General features: G+C 53.0%; 23 protein-coding genes. 8 read left to right on the plus strand and 15 right to left on the minus strand.

Annotated elements, in window-relative coordinates; all coding sequences use genetic code 11:
* Positions 1 to 211: 211 nt before the first annotated feature.
* From tcyN to F0320_RS13545, 13 genes are all read right to left on the minus strand, one after another.
* A complete protein-coding gene (tcyN, locus tag F0320_RS13485; protein WP_047652372.1) occupies positions 212 to 964 on the minus strand; it encodes an L-cystine ABC transporter ATP-binding protein TcyN in 753 nt (250 codons plus the stop codon).
* The gene (tcyL, locus tag F0320_RS13490; RefSeq protein WP_014884380.1) at positions 961 to 1,629 is read right to left on the minus strand and encodes a cystine ABC transporter permease; all 669 of its coding nucleotides are present in this window, start codon (positions 1,627 to 1,629) and stop codon (positions 961 to 963) included. Before tcyL ends, tcyN begins: the two co-directional genes overlap by 4 nt.
* 21 nt (positions 1,630 to 1,650) lie before the next feature.
* A complete protein-coding gene (gene dcyD, locus F0320_RS13495) occupies positions 1,651 to 2,637 on the minus strand; it encodes a D-cysteine desulfhydrase (protein ID WP_126330208.1) in 987 nt (328 codons plus the stop codon).
* Between the two features lie 107 nt (positions 2,638 to 2,744).
* Entirely contained in the window at positions 2,745 to 3,545 is an 801-nt protein-coding gene (gene tcyJ / locus F0320_RS13500; protein WP_047652374.1) for a cystine ABC transporter substrate-binding protein, read from the minus strand.
* 86 nt (positions 3,546 to 3,631) lie between these two features.
* A complete protein-coding gene (gene fliZ / locus F0320_RS13505) occupies positions 3,632 to 4,183 on the minus strand; it encodes a flagella biosynthesis regulatory protein FliZ (RefSeq protein WP_008500339.1) in 552 nt (183 codons plus the stop codon).
* 54 nt (positions 4,184 to 4,237) lie between these two features.
* Complete coding sequence (locus F0320_RS13510; protein ID WP_014170714.1) at positions 4,238 to 4,957, minus strand: RNA polymerase sigma factor FliA; 720 nt, start codon at positions 4,955 to 4,957, stop codon at positions 4,238 to 4,240.
* Positions 4,958 to 5,058: 101 nt separating this feature from the next.
* Positions 5,059 to 6,183, minus strand: coding sequence for an FkbM family methyltransferase (locus tag F0320_RS13515; protein WP_126330212.1), 1,125 nt, complete (start codon positions 6,181 to 6,183; stop codon positions 5,059 to 5,061).
* A 22-nt stretch (positions 6,184 to 6,205) separates the two neighbouring features.
* Entirely contained in the window at positions 6,206 to 7,321 is a 1,116-nt protein-coding gene (locus F0320_RS13520) for a Gfo/Idh/MocA family protein (RefSeq protein WP_126330214.1), read from the minus strand.
* A gap of 10 nt (positions 7,322 to 7,331) precedes the next feature.
* Entirely contained in the window at positions 7,332 to 8,498 is a 1,167-nt protein-coding gene (locus tag F0320_RS13525; RefSeq protein ID WP_126330216.1) for an ATP-grasp domain-containing protein, read from the minus strand.
* A complete protein-coding gene (locus F0320_RS13530) occupies positions 8,495 to 9,655 on the minus strand; it encodes a DegT/DnrJ/EryC1/StrS family aminotransferase (protein WP_126330218.1) in 1,161 nt (386 codons plus the stop codon). The genes F0320_RS13525 and F0320_RS13530 overlap by 4 nt, the downstream gene beginning before the upstream one ends.
* Before the next feature lie 64 nt (positions 9,656 to 9,719).
* A complete protein-coding gene (locus tag F0320_RS13535) occupies positions 9,720 to 13,061 on the minus strand; it encodes a bifunctional class I SAM-dependent methyltransferase/glycosyltransferase (RefSeq protein ID WP_126330309.1) in 3,342 nt (1,113 codons plus the stop codon).
* Between the two features lie 45 nt (positions 13,062 to 13,106).
* Complete coding sequence (locus F0320_RS13540; protein WP_126330220.1) at positions 13,107 to 14,501, minus strand: hypothetical protein; 1,395 nt, start codon at positions 14,499 to 14,501, stop codon at positions 13,107 to 13,109.
* A gap of 202 nt (positions 14,502 to 14,703) precedes the next feature.
* Positions 14,704 to 15,540 carry a flagellin gene (locus tag F0320_RS13545; RefSeq protein WP_047652381.1) on the minus strand — a complete coding sequence of 279 codons (837 nt, stop codon included), beginning with the start codon at positions 15,538 to 15,540 and terminating at the stop codon, positions 14,704 to 14,706.
* A 353-nt stretch (positions 15,541 to 15,893) separates the two neighbouring features.
* Between F0320_RS13545 and fliD the strand changes: the two genes are divergently transcribed.
* The 4 genes from fliD to amyA all read left to right on the plus strand — a co-directional run bounded on the left by fliD (position 15,894) and on the right by amyA (position 19,649).
* Complete coding sequence (gene fliD, locus F0320_RS13550; protein ID WP_126330222.1) at positions 15,894 to 17,312, plus strand: flagellar filament capping protein FliD; 1,419 nt, start codon at positions 15,894 to 15,896, stop codon at positions 17,310 to 17,312.
* A gap of 13 nt (positions 17,313 to 17,325) precedes the next feature.
* Positions 17,326 to 17,730, plus strand: a complete 405-nt coding sequence (fliS, locus tag F0320_RS13555; RefSeq protein WP_023325565.1) for a flagellar export chaperone FliS — start codon at positions 17,326 to 17,328, stop codon at positions 17,728 to 17,730.
* Between the two features lie 5 nt (positions 17,731 to 17,735).
* Positions 17,736 to 18,098 carry a flagella biosynthesis regulatory protein FliT gene (fliT, locus tag F0320_RS13560; protein ID WP_047652383.1) on the plus strand — a complete coding sequence of 121 codons (363 nt, stop codon included), beginning with the start codon at positions 17,736 to 17,738 and terminating at the stop codon, positions 18,096 to 18,098.
* Positions 18,099 to 18,161: 63 nt separating this feature from the next.
* Complete coding sequence (amyA, locus tag F0320_RS13565) at positions 18,162 to 19,649, plus strand: alpha-amylase (protein WP_126330311.1); 1,488 nt, start codon at positions 18,162 to 18,164, stop codon at positions 19,647 to 19,649.
* 102 nt (positions 19,650 to 19,751) lie between these two features.
* Here amyA and yedD read toward each other — a convergent pair whose 3' ends face one another.
* A complete protein-coding gene (gene yedD, locus F0320_RS13570) occupies positions 19,752 to 20,165 on the minus strand; it encodes a lipoprotein YedD (protein ID WP_023312299.1) in 414 nt (137 codons plus the stop codon).
* A gap of 74 nt (positions 20,166 to 20,239) precedes the next feature.
* A complete protein-coding gene (gene fliE / locus F0320_RS13575) occupies positions 20,240 to 20,554 on the minus strand; it encodes a flagellar hook-basal body complex protein FliE (protein WP_008500329.1) in 315 nt (104 codons plus the stop codon).
* A 228-nt stretch (positions 20,555 to 20,782) separates the two neighbouring features.
* Between fliE and fliF the strand changes: the two genes are divergently transcribed.
* From fliF to fliI, 4 genes are read left to right on the plus strand one after another with little or no spacing between them, the layout of a single operon-like run.
* Entirely contained in the window at positions 20,783 to 22,462 is a 1,680-nt protein-coding gene (fliF, locus tag F0320_RS13580; protein WP_047652384.1) for a flagellar basal-body MS-ring/collar protein FliF, read from the plus strand.
* Entirely contained in the window at positions 22,455 to 23,453 is a 999-nt protein-coding gene (fliG, locus tag F0320_RS13585; RefSeq protein WP_023312301.1) for a flagellar motor switch protein FliG, read from the plus strand. The genes fliF and fliG overlap by 8 nt, the downstream gene beginning before the upstream one ends.
* Positions 23,446 to 24,153 (plus strand): flagellar assembly protein FliH, encoded by a 708-nt coding sequence (gene fliH, locus F0320_RS13590; RefSeq protein WP_023312302.1) that lies wholly within the window; start codon positions 23,446 to 23,448, stop codon positions 24,151 to 24,153. Before fliG ends, fliH begins: the two co-directional genes overlap by 8 nt.
* Complete coding sequence (gene fliI, locus F0320_RS13595; protein ID WP_023312303.1) at positions 24,153 to 25,523, plus strand: flagellar protein export ATPase FliI; 1,371 nt, start codon at positions 24,153 to 24,155, stop codon at positions 25,521 to 25,523. Before fliH ends, fliI begins: the two co-directional genes overlap by 1 nt.
* The last annotated feature ends 15 nt before the right edge of the window (positions 25,524 to 25,538 follow it).

Here is a 25,538-nt window from a genome sequence, read left to right on the forward strand (position 1 = left end):
TGAAGCCTCTGAAAAAATAATCATTATTATGGTGAATATAACCTAACACATAAAACTTTTTTCTAACTACAAAATATCGGCAATAGCACAATTAACTTTGCTATTGATAAGGTTTTTCCGAGCTGGATGGAATAAAAAAACAAACGACAGCCCCCGAAGGGAGAATAATTTGCTCCAGCCTAAATTTCTGGAGCAAATTAGTGCGAAAATGCTACTGCATAAGGAATTTTTCAAGGAACTGACGGGTTCGCGGCTGTTGAGGGTTAGCGAACAGGCTTTTCGCCGGCCCCTGCTCCACAATCCGCCCCTGATCCATGAAGATGGCTCTGTCAGCAACATCGCGTGCAAAGCTCATTTCGTGCGTCACGATCACCATCGTCCGTTTTTCCTGCGCCAGCTGGCGAATGGTGTTCAGCACCTCACCCACCAGTTCAGGATCGAGCGCAGAGGTCGGTTCATCAAAAAGGATCACGTCAGGGCGCATAGCCAGCGCGCGCGCTATCGCCACACGCTGCTGTTGTCCGCCAGACAGACGGCGCGGATAGCTGGTCTCTTTCCCCGCCAGCCCAACTTTGGCGAGCAGTTCACGAGCCCGCGCAGTCGCTTCCTCTTTTGGCTCACCTTTAACGATAACCGGTCCTTCGATGATGTTCTCCAGCACCGTACGGTGCGGGAAGAGGTTAAAGTTCTGGAAAACGAAGCCGACATGCTGGCGCAGGCGGCGAATTAACCCTTTCTGCTGACTGATGGATTTCCCGGTATCAATCGTTATGTCCCCTACCCGAATGGTGCCGCCTTCCGGCTGTTCTAGCAGGTTAATACTACGCAGCAGCGTCGTCTTTCCCGAACCGCTCGGTCCGATAATCGCCACTACTTCACCCTGCTCGACTTCAAGATCGATCCCGTGGAGCACCGTTTGACCGTGGAATTTTTTCACCAGGTTTTTGACGTCGATAGCACTCATTTTGGATCACGCTCCTGGCGGTTAAGCTGGTTTTCGAAGTAGTTTTGCAGAGCAGACAGCACCGTCGCCATCACCCAGTAAATCAGCGAGGCGGCCAGATACATGGTAAAGACTTCAAGCGTGCGCGAAGTAATGAGCTGCGCCTGACGGAACAGTTCCGGTACCTGAATCGTTGCCGCCAGGGACGTATCTTTCACCAGGCTAATGAAGCTGTTACTCAGCGGTGGAAGAGCCACGCGCGCCGCCTGAGGCAGAATGGCCCGACGCAGCGTCTGCCATGGCGTCATCCCGATACTGGCCGCCGCCTCCCACTGCCCTTTGTCAATGGAGGAGATCGCTGCTCGCAGGGTTTCTGAGGTGTACGCCGCGGTATTGAGCGACAGACCAATCATCGCTGCGGGAATCGGATCCAGCTCGATACCAAACTGCGGCAAACCGTAGTAGATCATAAAGAGCTGGGCGATAAGCGGCGTGCCGCGAAATACGGAGATATAAAAGCGCGCCAGCCAGCGTACCGGCAGGATGGGTGACATGCGCATTAATGCCAGCACAAATCCCAGCACCAGGCCGAAGAACATCCCGCCGATGCTGAGCTGTAACGTAAATACCGCACCTTTCAGCAGATACGGCAGAGAATCAATAACCAGTTGAATACTTTCTTGCATTATTATTTTTCGACCTGATTTTTAGACATGAGGATGGTAGGCAAACAGCGCAGGCGCCCCGCCGGTATGGACAAATAAAATCGGCCCTTCATCCTTAAAGCGTTTCTGCGCAATGCCGTCAATCAGTCCGGCCATCGCTTTGCCGGTATAGACCGGATCGAGCAGTATCCCCTCGAGGCGCGCCAGCAACTTCACCGCTTCCATGCCCTCTTCGTTAGGCGTACCGTAACCCGGCGCAAAATAGTCGTCCCAGAGCAGAATATCGGCCTTTGCCTTCAGCTCGAGCTGCGCGGCTACCGCCTGCTGTAAAGTGACCACTTTTGGCTTCTGGTCCGCGACGCTGCGGGACACCGTCACGCCAATCAGCTCGACGTCCGGCAGCAGTTGTTCCAGCCCCACCGCCAGCCCGGCATGCGTGCCAGCGCTGCCGGATGCGACAACCACGGAGGAGAGGTTCACCGCGCCCTCGCACTGCTGCGCGATTTCCAGCGCACTTTCCACATACCCCAGCGCGCCCAGGGCGTTCGAACCGCCGACGGGGATAACGTAGGGGCGGAAACCCTGCGCTTCCAGACGCGTCGCCAGCTCGTCAAGCTGAGCGGCCGGGTTGGTCAACGCATCCACCATCTCAACCTGCACGTTAAACAGGTCCAGCAGCAGGCGGTTACCGTTGGTCAGATAGTTTTCTGCCCGCGTGCCAATCGGGTTTTCCAGCAATGCCACGCAGTGGAGTCCGAGCTTTGCCGCCACTGCCGCCGTCTGACGAACGTGGTTGGACTGGATAGCCCCGGCGGTAATGAGCGTATCCGCGCCTTCGCGCAGTGCGTCAGCCGCCAGAAACTCCAGCTTGCGCAGCTTATTGCCCCCCATCGCCATCGGCGTCACGTCATCACGCTTAATAAAAATATCGCGGCCTAAATAATCAGAAAATCGCGGCAGGTACTCCAGCGGCGTTGGCGCGCCGATAAACTCCAGGCGTGGAAAGCGCGTTAAATTCTGTAGTGGCATGGGTTCTCCGGTAACTCAGACAAAATGTGATATTTTTCATTATGCACGCAGACGCGTAAGAAATAAAAAAGGCGCTTTTAAAAGCGCCTTTTTTTACGTCAAAAGACTTATTTGGTGACGTCTGCACCGAACCACTTCTCGGAGAGCGCCTTCAGGCTGCCGTCTTTTTGCATGTCAGCAATCGCGGAATCAATCGCTTTGACCAGGTCTTCGTTACCTTTACGAACGGCAACGCCTGATTCCTGACGAGAGAACGCATCACCCGCTACCGCCAGGGTATTGTTGGTTTTCTTCACCAGATCCAGCGCGGCCAGGCGGTCAACCAGAATGGCGTCGATACGGCCCACGCGCAGATCCTGGTATTTCGTCGGGTCATCATCATAGGTACGGATATCCACGCCCTGCACGTTCTGGCGCAGCCACTCTTCGTAGTTGGTACCCAGACCGACACCGACTTTCTTCCCTTTCAGATCCGCAGCCGTTTTAATGGAGCCTTCGTTGCCTTTCTTCACCAGCGCCTGAATACCGGACACGGTGTACGGCGTAGAGAAGTCATATTTCTTCTTACGCTCGTCAGAAATGGTCACCTGATTAATCACCACATCAATACGTTTGGAATCCAGCGACGCCAGCATACCGTCCCATTTGGTCGGTTTCAGTGACGCTTTAACGCCGAGGTGCTTCGCCAGCTCTTCAGCAAACTCCACTTCAAAACCGGTCAGCTTACCGTCATCGCCCTGGAAGCTGAACGGAGGATAGGTTCCTTCCAGCCCGACCAGCAGCGTACCGCGCTCTTTTACTTTATTCAGCAGGTTTTCTGCGGCGAACGTTTTCACGCTCATGCCCGCAACCAGCGCAACGGCCATAACACCCATCAGCGCCTGACGACCCAGAAGTGCAAATTTCATAAATACCCCGATATAGTGGAATTTTTACGTAGTGTAGAGAAATCGCCTGCCACGTCAAAGGCGACTGCGCTACATCTTATTCTTTTTTAATATATATCAGAAGTTGTTCCGGCGTGGGCTTTCTGCTTTATGGCACCCGGCATTTGTACCTTGTATTGCGCATACTTGCGCAGCGCAATTCGGTAGTTATTGGTGCTGGTCGCAGGCAGCCACGGCTCCAGATTTTCATCCAGATAACCCGTTTTCAGCAGATCGCGAGAAATATTGTTTACGGTCAGATGTTGCCCAAGGCGTCGCAGGCGAACGACATATTCGCGAACGGTGCCGTGGCTCATCTCCGTTTGTTCAAACAGGAACTGCTTGAAGCCGATAATATCGAAGAAGTCGCTTTGCTCTTTGCAGTGGAGATCGCCACAGAAACGGCAAAGCGCCACCCACTCTTTTTGCTCTTCGAGCCATGCTGCTTCGTCCATCAACGTGTCGAGACGCGAAATCGCAATCTTATTGACGATTTCGCCCCGGCGAACCAGCGTGATACGATCGAGTAACTTGTTACAGTGGGCGCAATGCGTCTGGCTGTGTTTAAAGTCTTTCAGGTAGCGGCTTAAAGGCCGTCTTTTAGATTGCTGCACCGTCATGATAACTCCTGGTTGTCAATACGTTGTGCGGCATTTTTAAGGTGAATCAATCACCTATAACTTACCCAGCTTGGTTCGTAAGCGTTTAATGGCCTGGCTGTGCAGCTGGCTCACCCGCGACTCTCCCACCTCCAGAACAGCGCCAATCTCTTTGAGGTTAAGCTCTTCCTGGTAATAAAGGGTCAACACCAGCTGTTCGCGTTCAGGCAGAGCTTCAATAGCCTCCATGACGCGCTGGCGTAAATTCCCTTCCATTAAATGGTGTAACGGGTTTTCCTGCTGGTGCTCGTCCGTCACCAGCTCGATGCTATCGCCATGCTCTTCTCGCCACTCGTCATAAGAGAAGAGTTGGCTATTATTGGTATCGAGCAACATCTGACGATACTCTTCAACAGCAATGCCAAGACGTTCCGCCACTTCGGTTTCCGTTGCGTTACGTCCCAGTTCCTGTTCCAGCTGCCCCATCGCATGCGCCACTTCGCGCGCGTTGCGGCGAACGCTGCGCGGCACCCAGTCGCGGCTGCGCAGCTCGTCCAGCATCGCACCACGAATACGCTGAACTGCGTAAGTCGTAAATGCCGTTCCTTGCAGAGCGTCGTATCGGTCAACTGCATTCAATAACCCGATACCGCCCGCCTGTAGCAGATCGTCGAGTTCCACGCTCGCCGGCAAGCGCACCTGGAGGCGCAATGCTTCGTGACGCACCAGCGGGACATAACGCTGCCACAGCGAGTGTTTATCCATTACACCTTCAGCGGTATAGAGTGAATTCACGATAAACAGCCCTGCGTTAGTTGAGTTATCGGCATGATTATCCGATTCTGGAGGGCAATCAATTGGATGAATAATGGGTGAAATGGGCGTTTATTTGCCTATTACTGTAATAACCTCGATTTCGGCACAGCATATAAAACCAGTTCAAAAGCAAGTTCCGGATGGTGGCCACGAAGATAAAAATGGTAATCAGCGCTGAGTGATTGAATATATTGTGGAATAGTCAGAAGATCTTCCGGCTTATGATAAAGACTAATCGCTAATAGTGGGTGCCAGGCGCGAATGGTGCCCGCGGCGCCCTGGAGTGCTTTGAGCTCTGCACCTTCGACATCCATTTTTATGAAAGTGGCTTTACCGCCCTGCAAGATATTATCAATGCTATCGAGCTCAATCGTAACCGTATCGCGGCTTTGCTCCACAAGCCGCGAAGAGAGCGCATTTCCAGATTGAAAAGAGAGCACGGTTTTATTCTCCCATACCCCTTTTTGCACTGGCTGGCAGAATGGCCATTGTCGGGTATTATCACAAAGCTGAGAAAAATTACCGGCATCAGGTTCGAAACCGACAATTTTCTCCGGCATCTCAACGCCCTGATGGGCAACTTCCTGCATAAACGCGCCGATGCTATCACCATTGTAGGCACCACAATCAATGAACACTTCGTTATTCTGCAGGCGGAGTATATCGGCAGGAAAATAGTGGACTGGCTCGTATACTGCCTGGTAATAGCCGCGGGTTGCGCTGAGACGCTGTTTAAGGAACGCGACCAGCGTTTCTCTTGAACGTTCGTCCGCGAGGCCGGCATAGACGGCTTCAAGGGTATCGCTATGCTCGTCACAAAACGACTGTGTATACCACAGCGTGGTGCTGACTCCGATAAAGGCAGGATCGTAAACCAGCACGTTTGCGCCGCCGCGACGTAATTCCTGTTGCAATGCATCACGGACGTATTGCAGCGCAACGATACAGTTAAATTTACCGGGTTGTTCGATAAGGTCTTCAATTGCCACCACCGGCAGGCCATGGAAGGTCATGCCTTCAGTGATGTATTGTCGGTTTAACGCTACCTTATCGAGAGGCATATTTTCCCGGAACATAAATTCCGCGGTCATCTGCCCAAGGCAACCGGCTCCATAGAGAACCAGCGGAAGTCCGTTGGCGCGCATGTCGCGGATGCCCTTGAAGAAATGATTATCGTAGCCCTGTATCTGTTCGAGTAATGTCATGTAGTCCTCAGCTCAACCTTTATTAGCGATGTAAATTGACTTTGGCAGACGTCACGGCGCTCTGCTGCGCTTTTTCGAGAAACTCGAGACCGCGAACGGCCGTATCACAACTGAAGCTATATTCCGTAGGTTCACCGCGTAAACTAGCGGCGATGTCGGCGTAGTAGTTAGCGAATGCCTCAATGAATCCGGCAGGATGCCCGGCTTTAAAACGACAATAGCGAGGCTGATTAGCCACCTTGTTGTCCCCTGCCGTTCGATCAATCAGACGCACGTTGCCATGCCGATCGGCGAGTCGGAGATATTCTGGCTCCATTTGCAGCCATTCTGCGCTGCCTTCTGACCCATATATACGGATTCGCAAACCATTGCGGTAACCGAGCGCTGCCTTGCCGTACCAGTAGTTACAGACCATGTCGTCGCTATAGCGGGAGATCAGGTTAATCGTATCGATAACGTCCGATACGCGGGCAAAGGTGCTGTTGATCGCATAGACATCTTCGGCTTGCTTATCCGTCAGAAACTCCACCAGCTGGTGCACATGGACACCCAGGTCGAGCGAAACAGTAGGAATATCCCCATCAACTCGTCGCCATTCCTGAGGCTGAGGCACGCTGCCATCCTCGCGGCTGCGAATAAACCCTTCCTGGGGCATTTCAACCATAACATGCTGAATTTTGCCCAACTCGCCGCTAAGCAGACGATTACGCAATTCGCGAACCATGGGATAACCGGTGTAGTTATAGGTGACGTACAGTTGTCCTTTCATCTCGAAGACTCGCCGGGCGATATCCCTCGCGTCGCCTACACTTGCAACCATCGCTTTTTCACTGATCACCGGCAGGCCATACTCCAGACAGGCCAGGATAATTTCACGGTGTGAGGGTGTGGGCGTCAGTATGACGACAGCATCCATCTGCGCATGTTGTTCTTCAAGCAATGTGACTGCGCTGGAGTAAATGGCCTCGTCTTTAACCCCCCAAGCTCGACCCGTCTGCTGGTTCAGCGACGTATCGCGGCTAAAGCAGCCCGTAGTAAGCTGAAAATGCCCGTCCATTTGACTAGCGATGTTGTGAGTGAGACCGATGGCAGAATTGATCCCACCGCCGATAAACCCGAGAGACAGAGGCCTGTGCATAATCCGGTCCTTACAATGAATTAAATGAGAAATAGTTTTTTAGCTGCGGCGTGTAGCGTGCCATGGCATTGAGTTCGGTAAATTCAGCAAAAACCAGTCCGGCACGATCCTCTGGTGCTGGTCCGAGTTCATCGCCCGGCTTTTTCAGCGGGATAGTTTGAATGATCGTGGCTGGTAGCGGAGCGTAGCTGAAGCCAAAAAATCGACTCTGCTGTTCGCAAGAGACCGTATGGCGTACAACGTATCGCTGGCGCGCCGGTCGCCGATTCGGGAACGCACTCTCCCCACCGATAAAGGGCAACACAAATTCACGGCAATAATCTACGCCCGTCGAGAGTTCAATCAATTTCGAGTAGAGATCGCCTGGGCATCGGCGGGTGACTTCAATCAACCAAAAATCCTGTTCGTCAGCGATGAGTTGCGTGTGCAACAAACCATCCACCAGAGCTAAATCGCTGACAATGGCCTGCATACACTCGCTGATGCGGTCGCGCATCAGCTCGCTGAGATTGACGCTCAAGCAACTGCTATTTACCTGCCACGGATAGACCGTGCAAAACTCATCAACAAAAAATTCGCAGACAATTTGCCCATTGCGAATAAAAGCAGAATGGCTATATAGGGCTCCCTGGCAGAATGTTTCAATGACACACTGCCCTCCCGGCGATGCAGAGCAGGCGATTTTTACCGCCTCATCCAGCTCTGACGGCTGATGAATAAGTGAAATCCCCATACCACTGTAAGCATCAACAGGTTTAACCAGCAGCGGGAATGCTAGCAAGTGCGCGTCCTGCGGGCTTCTTACAGCCCGCGGTATTGGGTAGCCTTGGGCGCTGGCCCATTTTCTGAAGCGATCTTTCAAAAAGAGAAGATCGCTGACTTCGGGTGAGTCGAAGCCTGGAAGGCCAAGCTCATCCGCCACACGGCAACCTGAAAGATAGGACACATCAGTTACGCCGGGGGATAGCGCAGTAATTTTTTCATTACGGGCAATCGCCAGTACGGCTTTGCTATCGGCATAATTTTGCACGCAGGTCGCGTTGGCATATTTCATACCTGCATCCTGAGCTTTGCCGCTACAGGCGAGCGTACGAAAACCCGCCGCTTTTATGGCCTGTTGTAACGGCAGTGAGGCAAAACCCGCATCCAGGATCATTGCAGTGCGCATCACGGTCATACTACGAGCCCCGCGTATATTGCCGACTCGTTAGACGGTACCTCACCAGACAGAGATGCGCGTCTAAGAGCATTCACTACGCGATCTTGATCCTCTGGCGTTAATCCGGGATAAATTGGAAGGCACAGCACCTTGTCGGCGATATCATTGGCAACAGGCAGATGCTCTTCAGCAGAAGAAGGAAACCCTCTGTACATCGCAAAAGAACTAATTAATGGATAGAAATAGCGGCGAGTCAGAATGCCGTCAGCTTTAAATAATGTATAAACATCATCGCGACTCATGCCAAATTTCGGCTCAATGAGCACCGGGAAATACGCATGGTTCCAGCTCACATCGTCTGGCACGTCGACAAACGTTAATCCTTCCAGTCCTTTTAACAGCTCGCAATAGCGTTGATGAATCGCTTTGCGTTCTTCCAGAGCTTTATCAATATGCTTAAGTTGCAGAAGACCAAACGCCGCTTCCACTTCATTCATTTTGGCGTTTATGCCTGGTGCCACGATGCGGGTCTCACCGGCAAAACCAAAGTTCTTTAGATAGTCGATGCGCTGTTTAGTTTTAAGATCCTGGGAAATGATCGCCCCCCCCTCAAAGGTGTTAAAAACTTTGGTGGCATGGAAGCTGAGTACCGACAAATCACCATGGTTTAGAATGCTGATATCATTTTTTCGAACATTAAACGCATGCGCGGCATCATAAATTACCCGTAAGCCATAGACGTCAGCAATTTTCTGTATTTTGTCGATGTCGCAAGGGATACCATAACAATGGACAGGCAAAATGGCCGTGGTATTTGGCGTAATTAATTCTTCGATGCAATCCGGGTTAATATTATAGGTTCGTGGATCAATATCAGCGAAGACAGGCGTTAAGCCATTCCACAGCAAACTGTGTGAGGTCGCCACAAAGGAATACGGCGTAGTGATTACCTCTCCGCTCAGACGCAATGCCTGAAATGCCGTCAGCAGCGCCAGCGTACCGTTAGCGAATAGAGAAAGGTGCTTAACGCCAAGGTATTGCGCCAGAGCCTCTTCCAGCTGCTGGTGGAAAGGCCCGCCATTTGTCAGAGTCTTGTTTTGCCAGATTTTCTCCAGATAAGGAATAAACTCCTCCAAAGGGGGCAAAAATGGACTGGTTACGTAAATTTCATTCATAGCGTACCTCGGTATTGATACCGTTAAATTTTGCCCAACTGGCAGCCTGATAATCGATTGCCATTCACGAACGCTCCTCGGCAATGAGAAACGGATGTGGCTTTTCTCCCCGACAATAGATTTCCCATGCTTCACGCAGCGCCCGCTCAAAATTTTCGGCAATATTAAAATCTGGTAAGGGATTAACCGGGATCCTATCGCGCATCCCCAGACGTATTTCAGCTAACGCTGGAATATGTTGACGCCAGCCAATTGCCTTATAAATATAATCATCCTCATCATCAGCGATAAACTGTTCCAGCCCGTAAGAACGCATAATATCTACTCCCTGCTGGCAGGGTATGGTCGGACCATTCATCGTAATTGTCGGAACGCCCATCCAGGCTCCATGATGCGTCGTTGTTCCGCCGCTGTAGGGGAAGGCATCAAGTAAAATATCGATTTCATGGTGCAGAGCCAGGTATTCGTCCAGTTCGACCAGGCCACGGAAAAGTAATCTGTCTTGCGAAACTCCACGCTGTTTAAAGCGCTTCGTCATGGCAGAGATCATTTCGGCATCGGTCATATTACCGATTAAGAGACGACTTTCAGGGTAGCCCTGCAAAATTGAAGCCCACGTATTCAGAACCTGGTCATTTATTTTTTTTGACCGGTTGAAGCTTCCAAACGTGATAAAACCATTTTGCAGCGCAGGTAAGGGGTTAATATCGGGGCTTCGCGGGTGAGGTTCGAAACTCTTACGCGTCGCCACGAACATCGCATTTTCCACCAGCTGTTTTTCAAGGGCCGGAGACTGTGCCAGGCTCGCCGAAAGCAGAATATAATCCATCTCTTTCATCCCGGTGGTGCCAGGGTATCCTATCCATGTAATCTGGATCGGTGCCGGGCGCAGAGCGAAGACCGGTAGCCGGTTATAAGCGGTATGGCCCGATAAATCGAACAGAATATCAATCCCATCTTCTGCGATCAGTTTCGCCAGCTCAATATCGCTGATAGCATCAACCTGGCGCCAAAGGGTAGCGCTCTGACGCAGGTGGCGATAAACGTCATCCTCTTCCAGGAAAAGCGTGTTATAGGCAACCAAATCATATTTTTCGCGATTAATGGCGTCCCAGTATGGCAGCAGGAAATTTGCCACCGGATGTTTACGCAAATCTCCGGAAACAAAACCGAGCCGAAGTTTGCGCTGAGGTTCCTGGGAATTAGTTAGCGTCAGCTTTACCCCGGTCTCTTCAGCCCAGGACGCCGTACGACGGCCAAACTCGATATGCTTTTCCAGCAGCTCTTCAGCCTTCACGCTAGCGTCATGACTCATCACAAAAAGTAAATTGCTGAAGTAACCAAAATTGTAATTACTGAGCTCAACAGCCTTTTCCATAAAATAGCGCGCTTCTGCCATTTTATGGTTGTCACTCAGGACAATGCCGGTGAGTCCAAGCGAACTTGGGCCGGGATGCTGAAAACGCATAATTTCCCTACAGCATTTTTCTGCCAACGACATATCGCCGTAAGCATGGTGCAGCGATGCCATACTGAGCCAGTAATCAATATTTTTTTTATTCAGGCGCAGTAAAGTACGGACAATCAGCCGCGAACCGTAAAACTCACGCTTGCGCTGAAGTACTGTGGCGAGATCATAATAGATATCAAGGCTGGAAAAATAATATCCCATTAGCGTACAAAGCGATGCCAGAGCGTCATCCCAGGCAGAGGTTAAGACGCACGTTTTTGAGTAGCAGCGAAGCACATGAATATTGTCGGGTTTTTTCTCCATCAATGCGCGGGCGTACTCCCGGGCTTCTTGAGATCGCCCTTCCTGAATGAGACTGTTCGCTCGTGCATAAATGGCATCGACGTCAGGATCGGCTAATTCGGATTCGGCGTTGCCCTTCAGCAGCAATCCCCCCTGTGCCTTGTCGACGCTCAATAATAACAGCAGCGAAAGCTGCGATTTGAGTACGTCGAGCATGCCCGCACGCAGAAAACACTGCAGATGTTTTTTCCATGCCTCCGGAGAGCCCGTCAGCAGCCCTTTAATTTTCAGCGACGAGTAGTGTTGCCAGTTTGCCAGTCCTGCTCTGTTCATATCGTACTGAAGATAACGCCACTCGTCGGGCGTTAAGGAGGCCCACTCTCCCCACAAATTCATGATGCGGATGGCATCCAACGGCTGTTCGGAAGGCAGCCCCCCCACCGGTGCCAGCTCATCGTTTTGCGCAGCGTTATAGGGGCCTGGAGCCGCACTCCAAAAGAGGCCGTCCGCGCCTGTCATAAACAGCGTTGTGAGGGCATCCAGGACCGTATCCTGATAATCCTCCTGCGTTTCAGGGGCATGGCAGTTGAGCAGTAGCTGCTCGAAACTTAAGGACATCGGCCAGACATTACCCAGCAATTCCATGATGCGGATAATAACGGCGTTGTCGGTGCGAATGATTCGACCGTTACTGTTCCTGAATTGATGCGGTGCTTTTGCGGGATCCATTTCGACCGGCACAAAGCTTCCGGCCCAGTGCAGGTTTCTAAGCTGATTAAGATCCGGTTTGATGGGAGGCTGGTGGCTATTCAGGTGACACAGCAGAGTAAAGCGTTCTGAGCGCTGCACGGCATAGTCAAGATACTGCTGTGCCATTGTTCTGCTGGCTCCGGCACTGACGGCCTCGAGCAGTTCTTCAATTGTCGGATTATAATAGCTTCCTAGCTCTGACTGCGGAAGGATATCGCCCAGATACTGCAGACCCACCTGTTCCGCCTGTGAACAGAAGGCAGCCAAAGTACATGCCCCGTCAGTCGGGGTTAAGAAGGCGAGAATCAGTGCGTTGTCGTCCATTTTTTCAGCACGTAGGACTTCGTTCTTGAGCGCGCCTTCCTCCAGTGTTAATAGCATAAAACTCAGCATGGCACGGGCAGAAGCCAGCAGATCGCTGCCCGCTTCTGCCCGTTCAAGATGAAAGCGTAGCGCTTCACCCAACGCGAGACGCGCTGAACTTCCCGGCAGCACAGACCATTTTATGGCGATAACACCATTTATGGATAAATGCGCGTGACACCACTGCAAGAGTGCTTCTCGCTCGCTTTTGCCCAGAAAAGCAAAACTCTGGTGGATAATGATGTAATCAAACTCGCCGGGATCGACCGCAAGCAAATCCCCTAACCCTGCCTCAAACAGTTCAACATTCTGACAACCCAGCCCTGCAACCAACTGCTTCCCCTTCAGGATCGCCTGTCCATCAATATCCACACCAATAGCTATACTCTCCGGGTGAGCCCAGGCGTGCATAATGAGGCTCGTTGCTGATCCACAACCAATCTCCATGACATGAGCAAATGCAGGAACCGGCGTGGCCAGGAGATTAAGTGCCGCAGCAGCATAAAGGGTCTCAGGGCTGACCCGTTGGTTGGGATACATTGTCGTCACGTTTATTCCAGATTCTCGTTATTACAGGGCCAGTGTTTAGCGTTGGTATTTACCGATAAGTGTTGATTTAAACTCCTGATAGGGGCCCTCTGCCTTCATCGCCACCCAGCAAAACGCCTCATCCACAGCGGGGCTACCCAGTACTGCGCAACGCTCAGCACGGGTAATCGAATGCTGGTCTTGTGGCGAAAGGCTATCCAGGCACGCAAAGAGTGCGACCTGTTCCAGGCCCGGCGCACAGTTGCCGCTGGTAAGGTTAACGTCGATAAAGTGTGCGGCCCGATCGAGATAGCGTTGTGCGATGCCGCAAGGTCTGGCGTAGATAAAACCGGCAAAGACCTCTTCCCAGAACGGTGAGTCTTCGGTTTGTAACAACAGTAGCGACGCGTCGGGCTCGGCCCAGGGTTTACGCGCAAGCACATTTGAATTAATGGCAATAACAGATGTATTAAAAGTGCTCAGAGCATGGCGCAGGAAAACAATGCGACGCGCAGCGCTGATCACTGAGGTGTCCTTATTGCTGGCAATCGTCTCATGGCTGGCAGAGAGATTGAGCTCGGGAAATTGTTCCCGAAGCGCCAGCAGACTTTCTTTTATCTCATTGCTACCATTGAAAACGTGAACGTGAACATCCAGGACGTCGCGATTGGTTTCATAGAGGGAGTAAAGCGTCGGTACGGCGTGTTCGAAATATTCTTCGCGAGTGCAGGTTAGCAATACCGTCGTTTTGGTCTCTGAGGTTTTTACAATCCAGTTTTCCCAGGCCCCCTTCACCGCTACGTACTCGCTCGCTTTAAGCGATCTAAAATCAATGTAAGAATCCGGAATGCCTCCAAGCCGGTAGATGCCGCAAGTAATCATCAACAGGGCCATAGGGTCTTCGCCGATTAATGCAGCGTCTGCCGTCAGGGCCTGGATAACAACCATCGCCTGGTTGAAATCATTTTCAATTAAACAGATTAACAGCAGGATTTTCAGCACAGGTGCCGAATTGCTGACCAGCGAAAGGTTGTTGTTTATTAAGAATAGTGCTGAGCTGATTTCATTTACGCGAAACAGTAGCTGAATGGCGGCGACAAGATAATGAATATTACTGTCGGCGTTTAATGCCGAGACAACATATTCGGTCAGCTGTGCACATTGGGATGAAGATAATATCTGTTTATCGCCAGTACGGGACTCATCAAGCGCACTGTTGGCCAGCACGATGGCACATAGCATGTCTTTTAATGCCGCATCTTTTTCAGCATCCAGCCCCGTTTCGGCCGCGCGAATCATCGGTTCGAGAGCGGTAAAATTAGTGCTTTTAAAACTGAAAATTTCGGCCGTAATGTTGGCAGGCATAATATCGGCTTCTGGCAGATCAATGAATCGGGTAAACACATTCCGATAAAACTGACGCATAGCCCGGCTACGTGCGAATTCACTCATCTTATAACTCTTCGGTAAACTGTCGTCAGACGACCAGAACAGGAGATTTTAGGCAGAGTAACACTGTGTCTCAGGAGTGATGGCGGGAAAACGCTGATAAATGCAGCCTTATTTTACAGATTACCACCCGGTGATTTTACGGAACAATAGTGAAAAAAAAGGCTGCTGTTTCCAGCAACCTTTTTTAAATATTTGGCGTCTATTAACGCAGCAGGGACAGCATAGCCTGTGGAACCTGGTTTGCCTGAGACAGCACGGAAGTACCAGCCTGCTGCAGGATCTGCGCGCGAGACATGTTAGAAACTTCAGTTGCATAGTCAGCGTCCTGGATACGGGACTGAGCAGCAGACAGGTTAGTGATAGAGTTGTTCAGGTTGTTGATGGTAGATTCGAAACGGTTCTGAATCGCACCCATGTTAGAACGCGCGGTATCAATTTTGGAGATAGCGTTGTCTGCAGCAGTGATGAACGCTTTTGCAGTGCTGTTATCGGTGATAGTACCGGTCAGTCCAGTGTCGAGGCTGGTTGCTTTTGCGTTGATCAGTGCGCCAGTGGTGATAGCGATGCTATCAGTTGCGCCAGTACCTGCACCAACCTGGATGTTCAGGGAAGCTGTCTGGCTACCGTCCAGCAGTTTTTTGCCGTTGAAGTTAGCAGCGCCAGCGATACGATCGATTTCACCCAGGCGCTGAGTGATTTCAGTGCTGATTGAGGTGTAGTCAGTAGTACCGTTAGTGTCGTTCGCAGCCTGAACAGCCAGCTCACGGATACGCTGTAAGTTGGAGTTGATCTCGTTCAGGTTACCTTCAGCGGTCTGAACCAGAGAGATACCGTCGTTAGCGTTACGTGCAGCCTGAGTCATCCCTTTGATCTGAGAGTTCATGCGGTTTGCAATTGCCTGACCAGCAGCGTCATCTTTAGAGCTGTTGATACGCAGACCGGAAGACAGACGCTCGATAGCGGTGCCCAGAGAAGACTGAGATTTGTTCAGGTTGTTCTGAGTGGTCAGGGACAACAGGTTAGTATTGATAACTGCCATAATTTTAATTCCTTCAAAAATGGTTTCTAGGGTCGGTGCCTAACACTCACGGCGTCTCTCACCGTCAACAAGGTTATCGACGCCCTTGAAGCAGACTTTAGAAAATATCGAAGAAAAAAAATAACATTTTGTTTTATAACAATTTATTTAGCAGTAATGGCACTAAGAATACCAACCAGTTGTAAAATGTTAAGGCTAGTTGCTTTATTTTTACCCTCCTCAATAACGACCTGTCAGACGTTAAAAGCGAAATAATGAACGCTTATTGCGCGATTATTTTTTAAAACTCGCCGTAAACTTTTTGCAAGATGGGCCGATAAACGACTGAAACATCCATTGAAAAGGAACATTACATGGCGACTATCAGTAATCTCGGGGTGGGCGTGCCCGGCCTGTCGGATCTGTACGATAAGCTGCAGGCAGCAGAAGAGACTAAATTAACGGCGATTGCCAAACAAAAGACTACTTACGACGCGCAAATCACCGGTTACGGAAAATTACAAAGCGCCCTGACCACCCTGCAAACCGCAGCAGCAAAGCTGGCAAAGACGGATACCTGGAACTCTACGTCCGTTTCCAGCACCAACACCGCATTCTCCGCTATCAGTACCTCCAGCGCTAACGTTGGCGACGTTACTATTAATGTCGGTAAGATCGCGAAAGGCCAGGTTCTGACGACTACTCCCGGCACCATTGATAGCAACACAAAGCAGTTGGGGGGGGCAACGGGTTCCAATAGCCGAACCATTACCATCACCCAAGCAGGAGCTGACAGCAAACCACTGACGGTAACGCTCGCCGATGGCGATACTTCACTGAACGGGATTGCAAAAGCTATCAATGCGGCCAACGGCAACGTATCAGCAAGCGTGGTGAAAGCCGATGACGGCGACTACCGTCTGATGCTGACCTCAAAAACCACGGGTACCGATTCCGATATGACGGTATCGGTGACCGGGGACGATACGCTGAACGCCGTCATCGGCAGCGCCGCGCTGAGTGTGCAGGTTAAGTCACAAAATGCCGTCATTAACGTGAACGGTATTCAAATTGTTCGCCAGAGCAATACCATTACTGACGCTCTGCCTGGCGTAACATTAACCCTGAAAGCCCCGAGCACGGCAGATGAAACTCTGACGGTAGCCCGCTCTACCGACGATAACAAAAAAGCCATTACGGACTGGGTTAATGCCTATAACTCTCTGCAGTCTACCATCGCTTCTCTGACCAAATACGAGCCGCCTGCAGTGGGTGCAACCGCCCAGTCTTCGAACAACGGCGTGTTAATGGGTGACAGCACTATCCGCGGAGTACAATCCGATCTTCGTGCTTTATTGACCAATGTACAAAGTGGATCCTATGCCATCATGGCTCAACTTGGCATCACTCAGGACCCGGTCAAAGGCGCAGATGGTGCGATTGGCAACCTAAAAATTGATGATAAAAAATTAACCAAGATCCTCACCGACGATCCGGCTGGTGTGCAGGCCTATTTTGTGGGTGACGGAAAACAAACCGGTTTCGCCACACAAATGAATAACACCTTGACCGATATGCTGAGCACCTCTATCGGTAAAGAGGGTGTGATTCAGAATGCGAAGGACGGTATTAACGCCACGCTCAAATCCATCGGCAAACGTTACGACGCGATGGAATTAACCATTGAAGCCACGATGGCGCGTTATAAAAAGCAATTTAACGATTTGGATAAGCTGGTCACTAAATTCAATGGCACGGCCACTTATTTAAACCAACAGTTCAGCAGTAAGTAATAAAGGAACCGATATGTATAGCAAATCTGGTGTACAAGCCTATCAACAGGTAGGTCTTGAATCTGCTGTCTTGAGTGCCAGCCCGCACCAGTTGGTAGTCATGCTGTTCGACGGTATCCATAGCGCGCTTATTCGGGCGCGCCTTTTCCTTGAGCAGGGAGATATCCCAGCGAAAGGAGAGGCCCTGTCTAAGGCCATTAATATTATCGAAAATGGCCTTAAGGCTGGGTTAAATATGGATGTGGGGGGGGAACTCCCCCGCAACCTTTCTGCGCTCTATGACTATATGGTACGCCGTTTGTTACATGCCAACCTGCGCAATGACATCGAGGCAATTACCGAAGTCGAGGCTCTGCTGCTCAATATTTCTGACGCCTGGAAGCAAATCGGCCCGGGTTATTCTCCCAAGCAGGATTAACAGTAATGAACAACTCCAGCTTATCCCTAAAAAAGTGGCATGCCCTTAATGCGCTTAGTAATACCATGCTAAGCCTTGCTCAATCCGGGAAATGGGATGAGCTTATTGACCAGGAAGTTGCGTACGTTTCGCTGGTTGAAGAGATCAGCACGACCCCATTTCCGCCGGACAGTAAGTCTGTTCAGGACCAGGCTATGGTGATACTGAATCAGGTGCTTCAGAATGAAATCATTCTTAAAGAGTTGCTACAGGAAAGGATGAGCGAGCTGAGCGGCCTTATTGCGCAAACCAACAAGCAAAAAAACGTAAACGTGACCTACGGTAGGCTTTCTGGCAACATTTTATTTCCCGGAGAGATGAATCAATAATACACATTAGCGATTCATCATCCATACTCCAGAAGTCTGCCAACGGCTTCTGGAGCAAGGATGATGAAAAACCCCACCCTGTTACAATGTTTTCACTGGTACTACCCTGCTGGCGGTGAATTGTGGCGAGAGGTCACGGCGTTAGCCCCCAACCTTAACGAAATCGGCATCAACATGATCTGGCTGCCGCCCGCGTATAAAGGCGCATCAGGCGGGTATTCTGTCGGCTATGACTCCTATGACCTGTTCGATCTGGGCGAGTTTGACCAGAAAGGCAGTATCGCCACCAAATACGGCGACAAAGCGCAGCTGCTGGAGGCCATCGACGCCCTCAAGAGCAACGACATTGCCGTACTGCTGGACGTGGTGGTCAACCACAAAATGGGCGCCGATGAAAAAGAGCCTGTGCGCGTGCAGCGCGTGAACGAGCAGGACCGCACGCAAATTGATGACGAAGTCATTGAGTGCGAAGCCTGGACCCGCTACACCTTCCCTGCCCGGGCCGGGCAGTACTCACAGTTTATCTGGGACTACAAATGCTTCAGCGGCGTCGACCACATTGAAAACCCCGATGAAGACGGCATCTTTAAAATCGTCAACGACTACACCGGCGAAGGCTGGAACGATCAGGTTGATGATGAGATGGGTAACTTCGACTATCTGATGGGCGAAAATATCGACTTTCGCAATCACGCCGTGACCGAGGAGATCAAATACTGGGCCCGCTGGGTCATGGAACAGACGCGCTGCGACGGTTTTCGTCTGGACGCCGTCAAGCATATTCCCGCCTGGTTCTACAAAGAGTGGATTGAGCACGTTCAGGAAGTCGCCGACCAGCCGCTGTTTATCGTCGCGGAATACTGGTCCCATGAGGTGGATAAACTTCAGGCCTATATTGACCAGGTCGAAGGCAAAACCATGCTCTTTGATGCTCCTCTGCAGATGAAATTCCACGAGGCGTCACGTCAGGGCCGGGATTACGACATGAGCCAAATCTTCACCGGCACCCTGGTAGAAGCCGATCCGTTTCATGCTGTCACCCTCGTCGCGAACCACGACACCCAGCCTTTGCAGGCGCTGGAAGCCCCGGTCGAAGCCTGGTTTAAACCGCTGGCGTACGCGCTGATCCTGCTGCGAGAAAATGGCGTGCCGAGCGTCTTTTATCCGGATCTTTTCGGCGCCAGCTATGACGACGCGGGAGGAGACGGTGAAACGTACCATATTGATATGCCGGTCATTGAGCAGCTTCACGAGCTGATCCTCGCTCGACAGCGTTTTGCCCACGGCGTGCAAACGCTGTTTTTTGACCATCCTAACTGCATCGCCTTCAGCCGCAGCGGCACGGATGACGATCCCGGCTGCGTGGTGGTGCTGTCGAACGGGGACGACGGCGAGAAAGTGATTTGTCTTGGGGAAAACTACGGCAACAAAACGTGGCGGGATTTTCTCGGCAATCGCGAAGAAACCATCACCACGGCGGCGGATGGCGAAGGGACGTTTACCTGTAATGGGGGAAGCGTCAGCGTTTGGGTAATAGAGGATGCGCTGTAGAACGTGAAACGTGCGGCCTGATGCCCTCACCCCGTCCCTCTCCCACGGGGAGAGGGCGCAAACACCAAAAACGGCAACGAGGTTGCCGTTTTGCTTTTACCCTTAGGGCAGCTTACTCTCCAGCGGATTCTTGCTCAGGTAATCGGCACACTCAACCGTTGGGCGATCGACCTTCTGCAGCTCCAGCCCGTCGTACTCAAGCGTCGAGCCATCACGCTCCAGCGGATAGATATCCAGCTTACGCGTCACGTTGTAATAACTGTCTGAACGCAGCATGATTTTACCCGGCACGGCAATCACGCGCTGCCACTGACGGCAGTCCAGCGTATCGCCCTCTTCCGTCACCACCAGCGTGGCAATCGCCTTCGGGCTGACCATGTTGCTCTGGGGCCCTTTCGACTGCCAGTATCCCGCCAGATGCGCCGGGACAGGATGCTTGATCACGTCGTTATAGTTATCGACCTGAACGCACCCGGTCAGTGCCAGCAGCGCGCCAGCAATTGCTATTTTTTTCATCATCTTTCCTGCATTCGAAGAAAAAAATATTGTGGCATTAAAGCGCTGCGGCTGCCAGCGAAGATCGACAGGTCTTAAACCTGCATCCCCATGACTTCCTGATAGGCCGACACCAGCTTGTTACGCACCTGGATCCCCATCTGCAGGGAAACCGAGGCTTTTTGCAGATCGGTCATGACATCATTCAGCGCCACGCCCGGCTCACCGAGGGTGAACTTTTCAGCCTGAGTGCGTGCTGCGGTCTGGGTATCACTGATACGGTCAAGAGCGGCATGCAGTTGCCCCGCGAAGCTGATGCTCGGCTGCTGATCTGCCACATTCTGATTACGGGCCGTCATCGCCGTTGCCTGCAGCTGACTGATTACCCCTTCAATGCCCTGTATAGCCATGACTCTCCCCTGGATGGTTTTTTACGCGGTCAAGACTAACAGCTTGTCAATAAGATAATGGCGGTAAATAGCATGAAAAAACCAGGTTATTTGACGCATAGAAAATCACGAATCATCAAATAATGGCAGGGCCATCAATATGGAACTTTTGTCGTGTTTGCCGACCCGGGAGTCAGTTTTGTTTCTCTACACGAATAACGTAAACCACCAGGATTTAAGAGGTGCGCAATGAGTGCAACAGCATCGACAGCGCCGCAGAATAAATCACTCGAGTGGATGAACCGCCTTCGCGCGAATCCTAAAATCCCGTTGATCGTGGCAGGCGCTGCCGCAATTGCGATCCTTGTAGCGATGGTCCTGTGGGCGAAAAGCCCTGATTACCGGACGCTCTACAGCAACCTTTCCGATCAGGATGGCGGCGCCATCGTCACCCAGCTTACCCAGATGAACATTCCTTATCGCTTTGCCGATAATGGCGGTGCGCTGGAGGTCCCGGCTGATAAGGTGCACGAACTGCGTCTGCGTCTGGCTCAGCAGGGGCTGCCGAAAGGCGGCGCGGTGGGCTTTGAGCTGCTGGATCAGGAAAAATTCGGTATCAGCCAGTTCAGCGAGCAGGTGAACTACCAGCGTGCGCTGGAAGGTGAACTGGCCCGCACCATTGAAACATTAGGCCCGGTGAAGAGTGCCCGCGTGCACCTGGCGATGCCTAAACCTTCTTTATTTGTCCGTGAACAGAAATCACCTTCAGCTTCCGTTACCGTGAACCTTGAGCCTGGCCGCGCGCTGGACGAAGGGCAAATCAGCGCGGTGACGCATCTCGTCTCCAGCGCCGTCGCCGGTCTGCCGCCGGGTAACGTGACGCTGGTTGACCAAAGCGGTCACCTGCTGACGCAATCCAATACCGCCGGTCGCGATCTGAATGATGCGCAGCTGAAGTATGCCGCCGATGTCGAAAACCGTCTCCAGCGCCGAATTGAAGCCATCCTCGGCCCAGTCGTGGGTAACAGCAACGTACACGCGCAGGTTACCGCGCAGATCGACTTCGCGAATAAAGAACAAACTGAAGAACAATACAGCCCGAACGGCGATGCGGCTCAGGCGGTGATGCGTTCACGCCAGATCAATTCGAACGAACAGATCGGCGGTGCCTACCCGGGCGGCGTGCCGGGCGCGCTGTCTAACCAGCCTGCCCCGGCTAACGCGGCACCGATCTCTACGCCGCCAGCCAATCAGCAGAACGGTCAGCAAAATAATCAGCAGACCACCTCAACGACCAATAACGCCGGTCCGCGCACCAGCAGCCGTAACGAAACCACGAACTACGAAGTGGATCGGACGATTCGCCACACTAAACTGAACGTTGGCGATATTCAGCGTCTTTCCGTTGCGGTAGTGGTGAATTACAAAACGCTGGCGGACGGCAAACCGCTGCCGTTGACTGCCGAGCAGATGAAGCAGATTGAAAACCTGACCCGTGAAGCGATGGGTTACTCCGAGAAGCGCGGCGATACCCTCAACGTGGTGAACTCACCGTTCAACTCGGTTGATGAGACCGGCGGTGAACTGCCGTTCTGGCAACAGCAGGCGTTTATCGATCAGCTGATGTCCGCAGGACGCTGGCTGCTGGTGCTGATTGTCGCGTGGCTGCTGTGGCGTAAGGGCGTTCGTCCGCAGCTCCAGCGCCGTGCTGAAGCCGAAAAAGCGGCTCGCGAGCAGATGTCTGCGCGTCAGGAAACGGAAGAAGCGGTTGAAGTTCGCCTCAGCAAAGATGAACAGATACAGCAGCGTCGTGCTAACCAGCGCATGGGCGCTGAGGTCATGAGCCAGCGCATTCGCGAAATGTCAGATAACGATCCGCGCGTCGTGGCGCTGGTCATCCGCCAGTGGATGGGTAACGAACATGAGTAATACGCTTACGGGCACCGATAAAAGCGTCATCCTGCTGATGACCATTGGCGAAGATCGTGCGGCAGAGGTGTTTAAACACCTTTCCCAGCGAGAAGTGCAAATTCTCAGTGCGGCCATGGCCAACGTGCGTCAGATCTCCAACAAGCAGCTGACCGAAGTGCTGGCAGAGTTTGAACAGGAAGCTGAACAGTTTGCCGCGCTCAACATCAACGCCAACGACTACCTGCGCTCCGTGCTGGTCAAGGCGCTGGGCGAAGAGCGTGCCTCCAGCCTGCTGGAAGATATTCTGGAAACGCGCGATACCGCCAGCGGTATCGAAACGCTCAACTTTATGGAGCCGCAGAGTGCCGCCGACCTTATTCGCGACGAGCACCCGCAGATTATCGCCACCATCCTTGTCCACCTCAAACGTGGCCAGGCGGCCGATATTCTGGCGCTGTTCGAAGAGCGCCTGCGTCACGATGTGATGCTGCGTATCGCGACCTTCGGCGGCGTCCAGCCGGCCGCGCTGGCGGAGCTGACAGAAGTGCTGAACAACCTGCTTGACGGCCAGAACCTCAAGCGCAGCAAAATGGGCGGCGTGAGAACGGCGGCGGAAATCATCAACCTGATGAAAACGCAGCAGGAAGAGGCCGTCATTACGGCGGTTCGCGAATTCGACGGCGAGCTGGCACAGAAAATCATCGACGAGATGTTCCTGTTCGAAAACCTCGTGGAAGTGGACGACCGCAGCATCCAGCGCCTGCTCCAGGAAGTGGATTCCGAGTCGCTGCTTATCGCCCTCAAAGGCGCCGAGCAGCCGCTGCGCGAGAAGTTCCTGCGCAACATGTCTCAGCGTGCGGCCGATATCCTGCGCGACGACCTTGCCAACCGCGGCCCGGTTCGTCTGTCTCAGGTGGAAAACGAACAGAAAGCCATTCTGCTTATTGTTCGTCGTCTGGCGGAAACCGGCGAGATGGTGATTGGCAGCGGAGACGACACCTATGTCTAATGAGCTGCCCTGGAAGCGCTGGACGCCGGACGATCTGGCGCCTCCCCTCTCCGAGTTCACGCCGGCCGTCATCGCAACCGAAGAGCTTGACCCGGACGTCGAGCAGCCCGAGCTGACCGAAGAGGAGCAGCAGGCCCAGATGCTGGCGCAGCTGCAAATGCAGGCGCACGAGCAGGGCTATAACGCCGGTCTGAACGAAGGACGCCAGAAAGGCCACGAGCAGGGGTATCAGGAAGGTCTGGCGAAAGGGTTAGAGCACGGTATCGATCAGGCGCGCCAGCAGCAGGCGCCGATCCATGCCCGCATGCAGCAGCTGGTCAGCGAGTTCCAGCACACCCTGGACGCGCTGGACAGCGTGATTGCCTCGCGACTGATGCAGATGGCGCTGGAAGCCGCGCGTCAGGTTATCGGCCAGACCCCCGTGGTGGATAACACTGCGCTTATCAAACAAATTCAGGGGCTGCTTCAGCAGGAGCCGCTGTTCAGCGGGAAGCCGCAGCTTCGCGTCCATCCGGACGACCTGCAGCGCGTTGAAGAAAGCCTGGGCGCGACGCTTAACCTGCACGGCTGGCGCCTGCGCGGCGATCCGTCGCTACATCACGGCGGCTGCAAAGTCTCTGCCGATGAAGGCGATCTGGATGCCAGCGTCGCCACCCGCTGGCAGGAACTGTGCCGCCTGGCGGCACCGGGAGTCGTCTGATGACCGCGCGCCTCACCCGCTGGCTCACCACGCTCGACAACTTTGAGACGAAGATGGCGCTACTGCCATCCGTTCGTCGTTATGGGCGACTGACGCGCGCCACCGGCCTGGTTCTCGAAGCCACCGGCCTGCAGCTTCCGCTCGGTGCGACCTGCGTCATTGAGCGTCAGGATGGTCTGGAAACGCGTGAAGTTGAAAGCGAAGTGGTCGGATTTAACGGCCAGCGCCTGTTCCTGATGCCGCTTGAAGAGGTCGAAGGCATTCTGCCCGGCGCGCGCGTGTATGCCAAAAACATTTCTGGCGATGGGCTGCAAAGCGGGAAACAGCTGCCGCTTGGCCCTGCCCTGCTGGGCCGCGTGCTGGACGGCAGCGGGAAACCGCTCGACGGACTGCCCTCACCGGACACCACCGAAACCGGCGCGCTGATCACCCAGCCGTTTAACCCCCTGCAGCGTACCCCTATTGAGCACGTGCTGGACACCGGTGTGCGCCCGATTAACGCCCTGCTGACCGTGGGACGTGGACAACGTATGGGCCTGTTCGCCGGCTCAGGCGTGGGCAAATCCGTCCTGCTCGGCATGATGGCGCGCTACACCCAAGCCGATGTTATCGTTGTTGGCCTGATCGGCGAACGTGGTCGCGAAGTAAAAGACTTTATTGAAAACATACTGGGTGCGGAAGGCCGCGCCCGCTCGGTGGTGATCGCCGCACCGGCAGACGTGTCGCCGCTGCTGCGCATGCAGGGTGCCGCGTATGCCACCCGTATCGCCGAAGATTTTCGTGACCGCGGCAAACACGTGCTGCTGATCATGGATTCCCTGACCCGTTACGCGATGGCGCAGCGTGAAATCGCGCTGGCCATCGGTGAGCCACCGGCGACCAAAGGCTATCCGCCTTCGGTATTCGCCAAACTCCCTGCGCTGGTGGAACGCGCGGGGAACGGCATCAGCGGCGGCGGATCCATCACCGCGTTCTATACGGTACTGACGGAAGGCGATGACCAGCAGGACCCGATTGCCGACTCCGCGCGCGCGATCCTTGACGGTCATATTGTGCTGTCGCGTCGTCTGGCCGAAGCCGGACACTATCCGGCCATCGATATTGAAGCCTCTATCAGCCGCGCAATGACGGCGCTGATAACCGAGAAGCACTACGCCCGCGTGCGTAACTTCAAACAACTGCTTTCCAGCTTCCAGCGCAACCGCGATCTGGTCAGCGTGGGGGCGTATGCCAAAGGCAGCGACCCGATGCTCGACAAGGCGATTAGCCTGTGGCCGCAGCTGGAGGCATTTTTGCAACAAGGCATTTTTGAACGCGCCGACTGGGAAGATTCAATTCAGGCACTGGAGCTGATTTTCCCGCAGGTGTAACACAGGTGGAGGGCG

The organism is Enterobacter dykesii, from assembly GCF_008364625.2.
Classification (GTDB): domain Bacteria; phylum Pseudomonadota; class Gammaproteobacteria; order Enterobacterales; family Enterobacteriaceae; genus Enterobacter; species Enterobacter dykesii.

What these genes read in the sequence shown, in the direction of transcription:
- tcyN (WP_047652372.1), bottom strand. Translation starts at nt 964, where the DNA reads ATGAGTGCTATCGACGTCAAAAACCTGGTGAAAAAATTCCACGGTCAA.
- tcyL (WP_014884380.1), bottom strand. Translation starts at nt 1,629, where the DNA reads ATGCAAGAAAGTATTCAACTGGTTATTGATTCTCTGCCGTATCTGCTG.
- dcyD (WP_126330208.1), bottom strand. Translation starts at nt 2,637, where the DNA reads ATGCCACTACAGAATTTAACGCGCTTTCCACGCCTGGAGTTTATCGGC.
- tcyJ (WP_047652374.1), bottom strand. Translation starts at nt 3,545, where the DNA reads ATGAAATTTGCACTTCTGGGTCGTCAGGCGCTGATGGGTGTTATGGCC.
- fliZ (WP_008500339.1), bottom strand. Translation starts at nt 4,183, where the DNA reads ATGACGGTGCAGCAATCTAAAAGACGGCCTTTAAGCCGCTACCTGAAA.
- F0320_RS13515 (WP_126330212.1), bottom strand. Translation starts at nt 6,183, where the DNA reads ATGACATTACTCGAACAGATACAGGGCTACGATAATCATTTCTTCAAG.
- F0320_RS13520 (WP_126330214.1), bottom strand. Translation starts at nt 7,321, where the DNA reads ATGCACAGGCCTCTGTCTCTCGGGTTTATCGGCGGTGGGATCAATTCT.
- F0320_RS13525 (WP_126330216.1), bottom strand. Translation starts at nt 8,498, where the DNA reads ATGACCGTGATGCGCACTGCAATGATCCTGGATGCGGGTTTTGCCTCA.
- F0320_RS13530 (WP_126330218.1), bottom strand. Translation starts at nt 9,655, where the DNA reads ATGAATGAAATTTACGTAACCAGTCCATTTTTGCCCCCTTTGGAGGAG.
- F0320_RS13535 (WP_126330309.1), bottom strand. Translation starts at nt 13,061, where the DNA reads ATGTATCCCAACCAACGGGTCAGCCCTGAGACCCTTTATGCTGCTGCG.
- F0320_RS13540 (WP_126330220.1), bottom strand. Translation starts at nt 14,501, where the DNA reads ATGAGTGAATTCGCACGTAGCCGGGCTATGCGTCAGTTTTATCGGAAT.
- F0320_RS13545 (WP_047652381.1), bottom strand. Translation starts at nt 15,540, where the DNA reads ATGGCAGTTATCAATACTAACCTGTTGTCCCTGACCACTCAGAACAAC.
- fliD (WP_126330222.1), top strand. Translation starts at nt 15,894, where the DNA reads ATGGCGACTATCAGTAATCTCGGGGTGGGCGTGCCCGGCCTGTCGGAT.
- fliS (WP_023325565.1), top strand. Translation starts at nt 17,326, where the DNA reads ATGTATAGCAAATCTGGTGTACAAGCCTATCAACAGGTAGGTCTTGAA.
- fliT (WP_047652383.1), top strand. Translation starts at nt 17,736, where the DNA reads ATGAACAACTCCAGCTTATCCCTAAAAAAGTGGCATGCCCTTAATGCG.
- amyA (WP_126330311.1), top strand. Translation starts at nt 18,162, where the DNA reads ATGAAAAACCCCACCCTGTTACAATGTTTTCACTGGTACTACCCTGCT.
- yedD (WP_023312299.1), bottom strand. Translation starts at nt 20,165, where the DNA reads ATGAAAAAAATAGCAATTGCTGGCGCGCTGCTGGCACTGACCGGGTGC.
- fliE (WP_008500329.1), bottom strand. Translation starts at nt 20,554, where the DNA reads ATGGCTATACAGGGCATTGAAGGGGTAATCAGTCAGCTGCAGGCAACG.
- fliF (WP_047652384.1), top strand. Translation starts at nt 20,783, where the DNA reads ATGAGTGCAACAGCATCGACAGCGCCGCAGAATAAATCACTCGAGTGG.
- fliG (WP_023312301.1), top strand. Translation starts at nt 22,455, where the DNA reads ATGAGTAATACGCTTACGGGCACCGATAAAAGCGTCATCCTGCTGATG.
- fliH (WP_023312302.1), top strand. Translation starts at nt 23,446, where the DNA reads ATGTCTAATGAGCTGCCCTGGAAGCGCTGGACGCCGGACGATCTGGCG.
- fliI (WP_023312303.1), top strand. Translation starts at nt 24,153, where the DNA reads ATGACCGCGCGCCTCACCCGCTGGCTCACCACGCTCGACAACTTTGAG.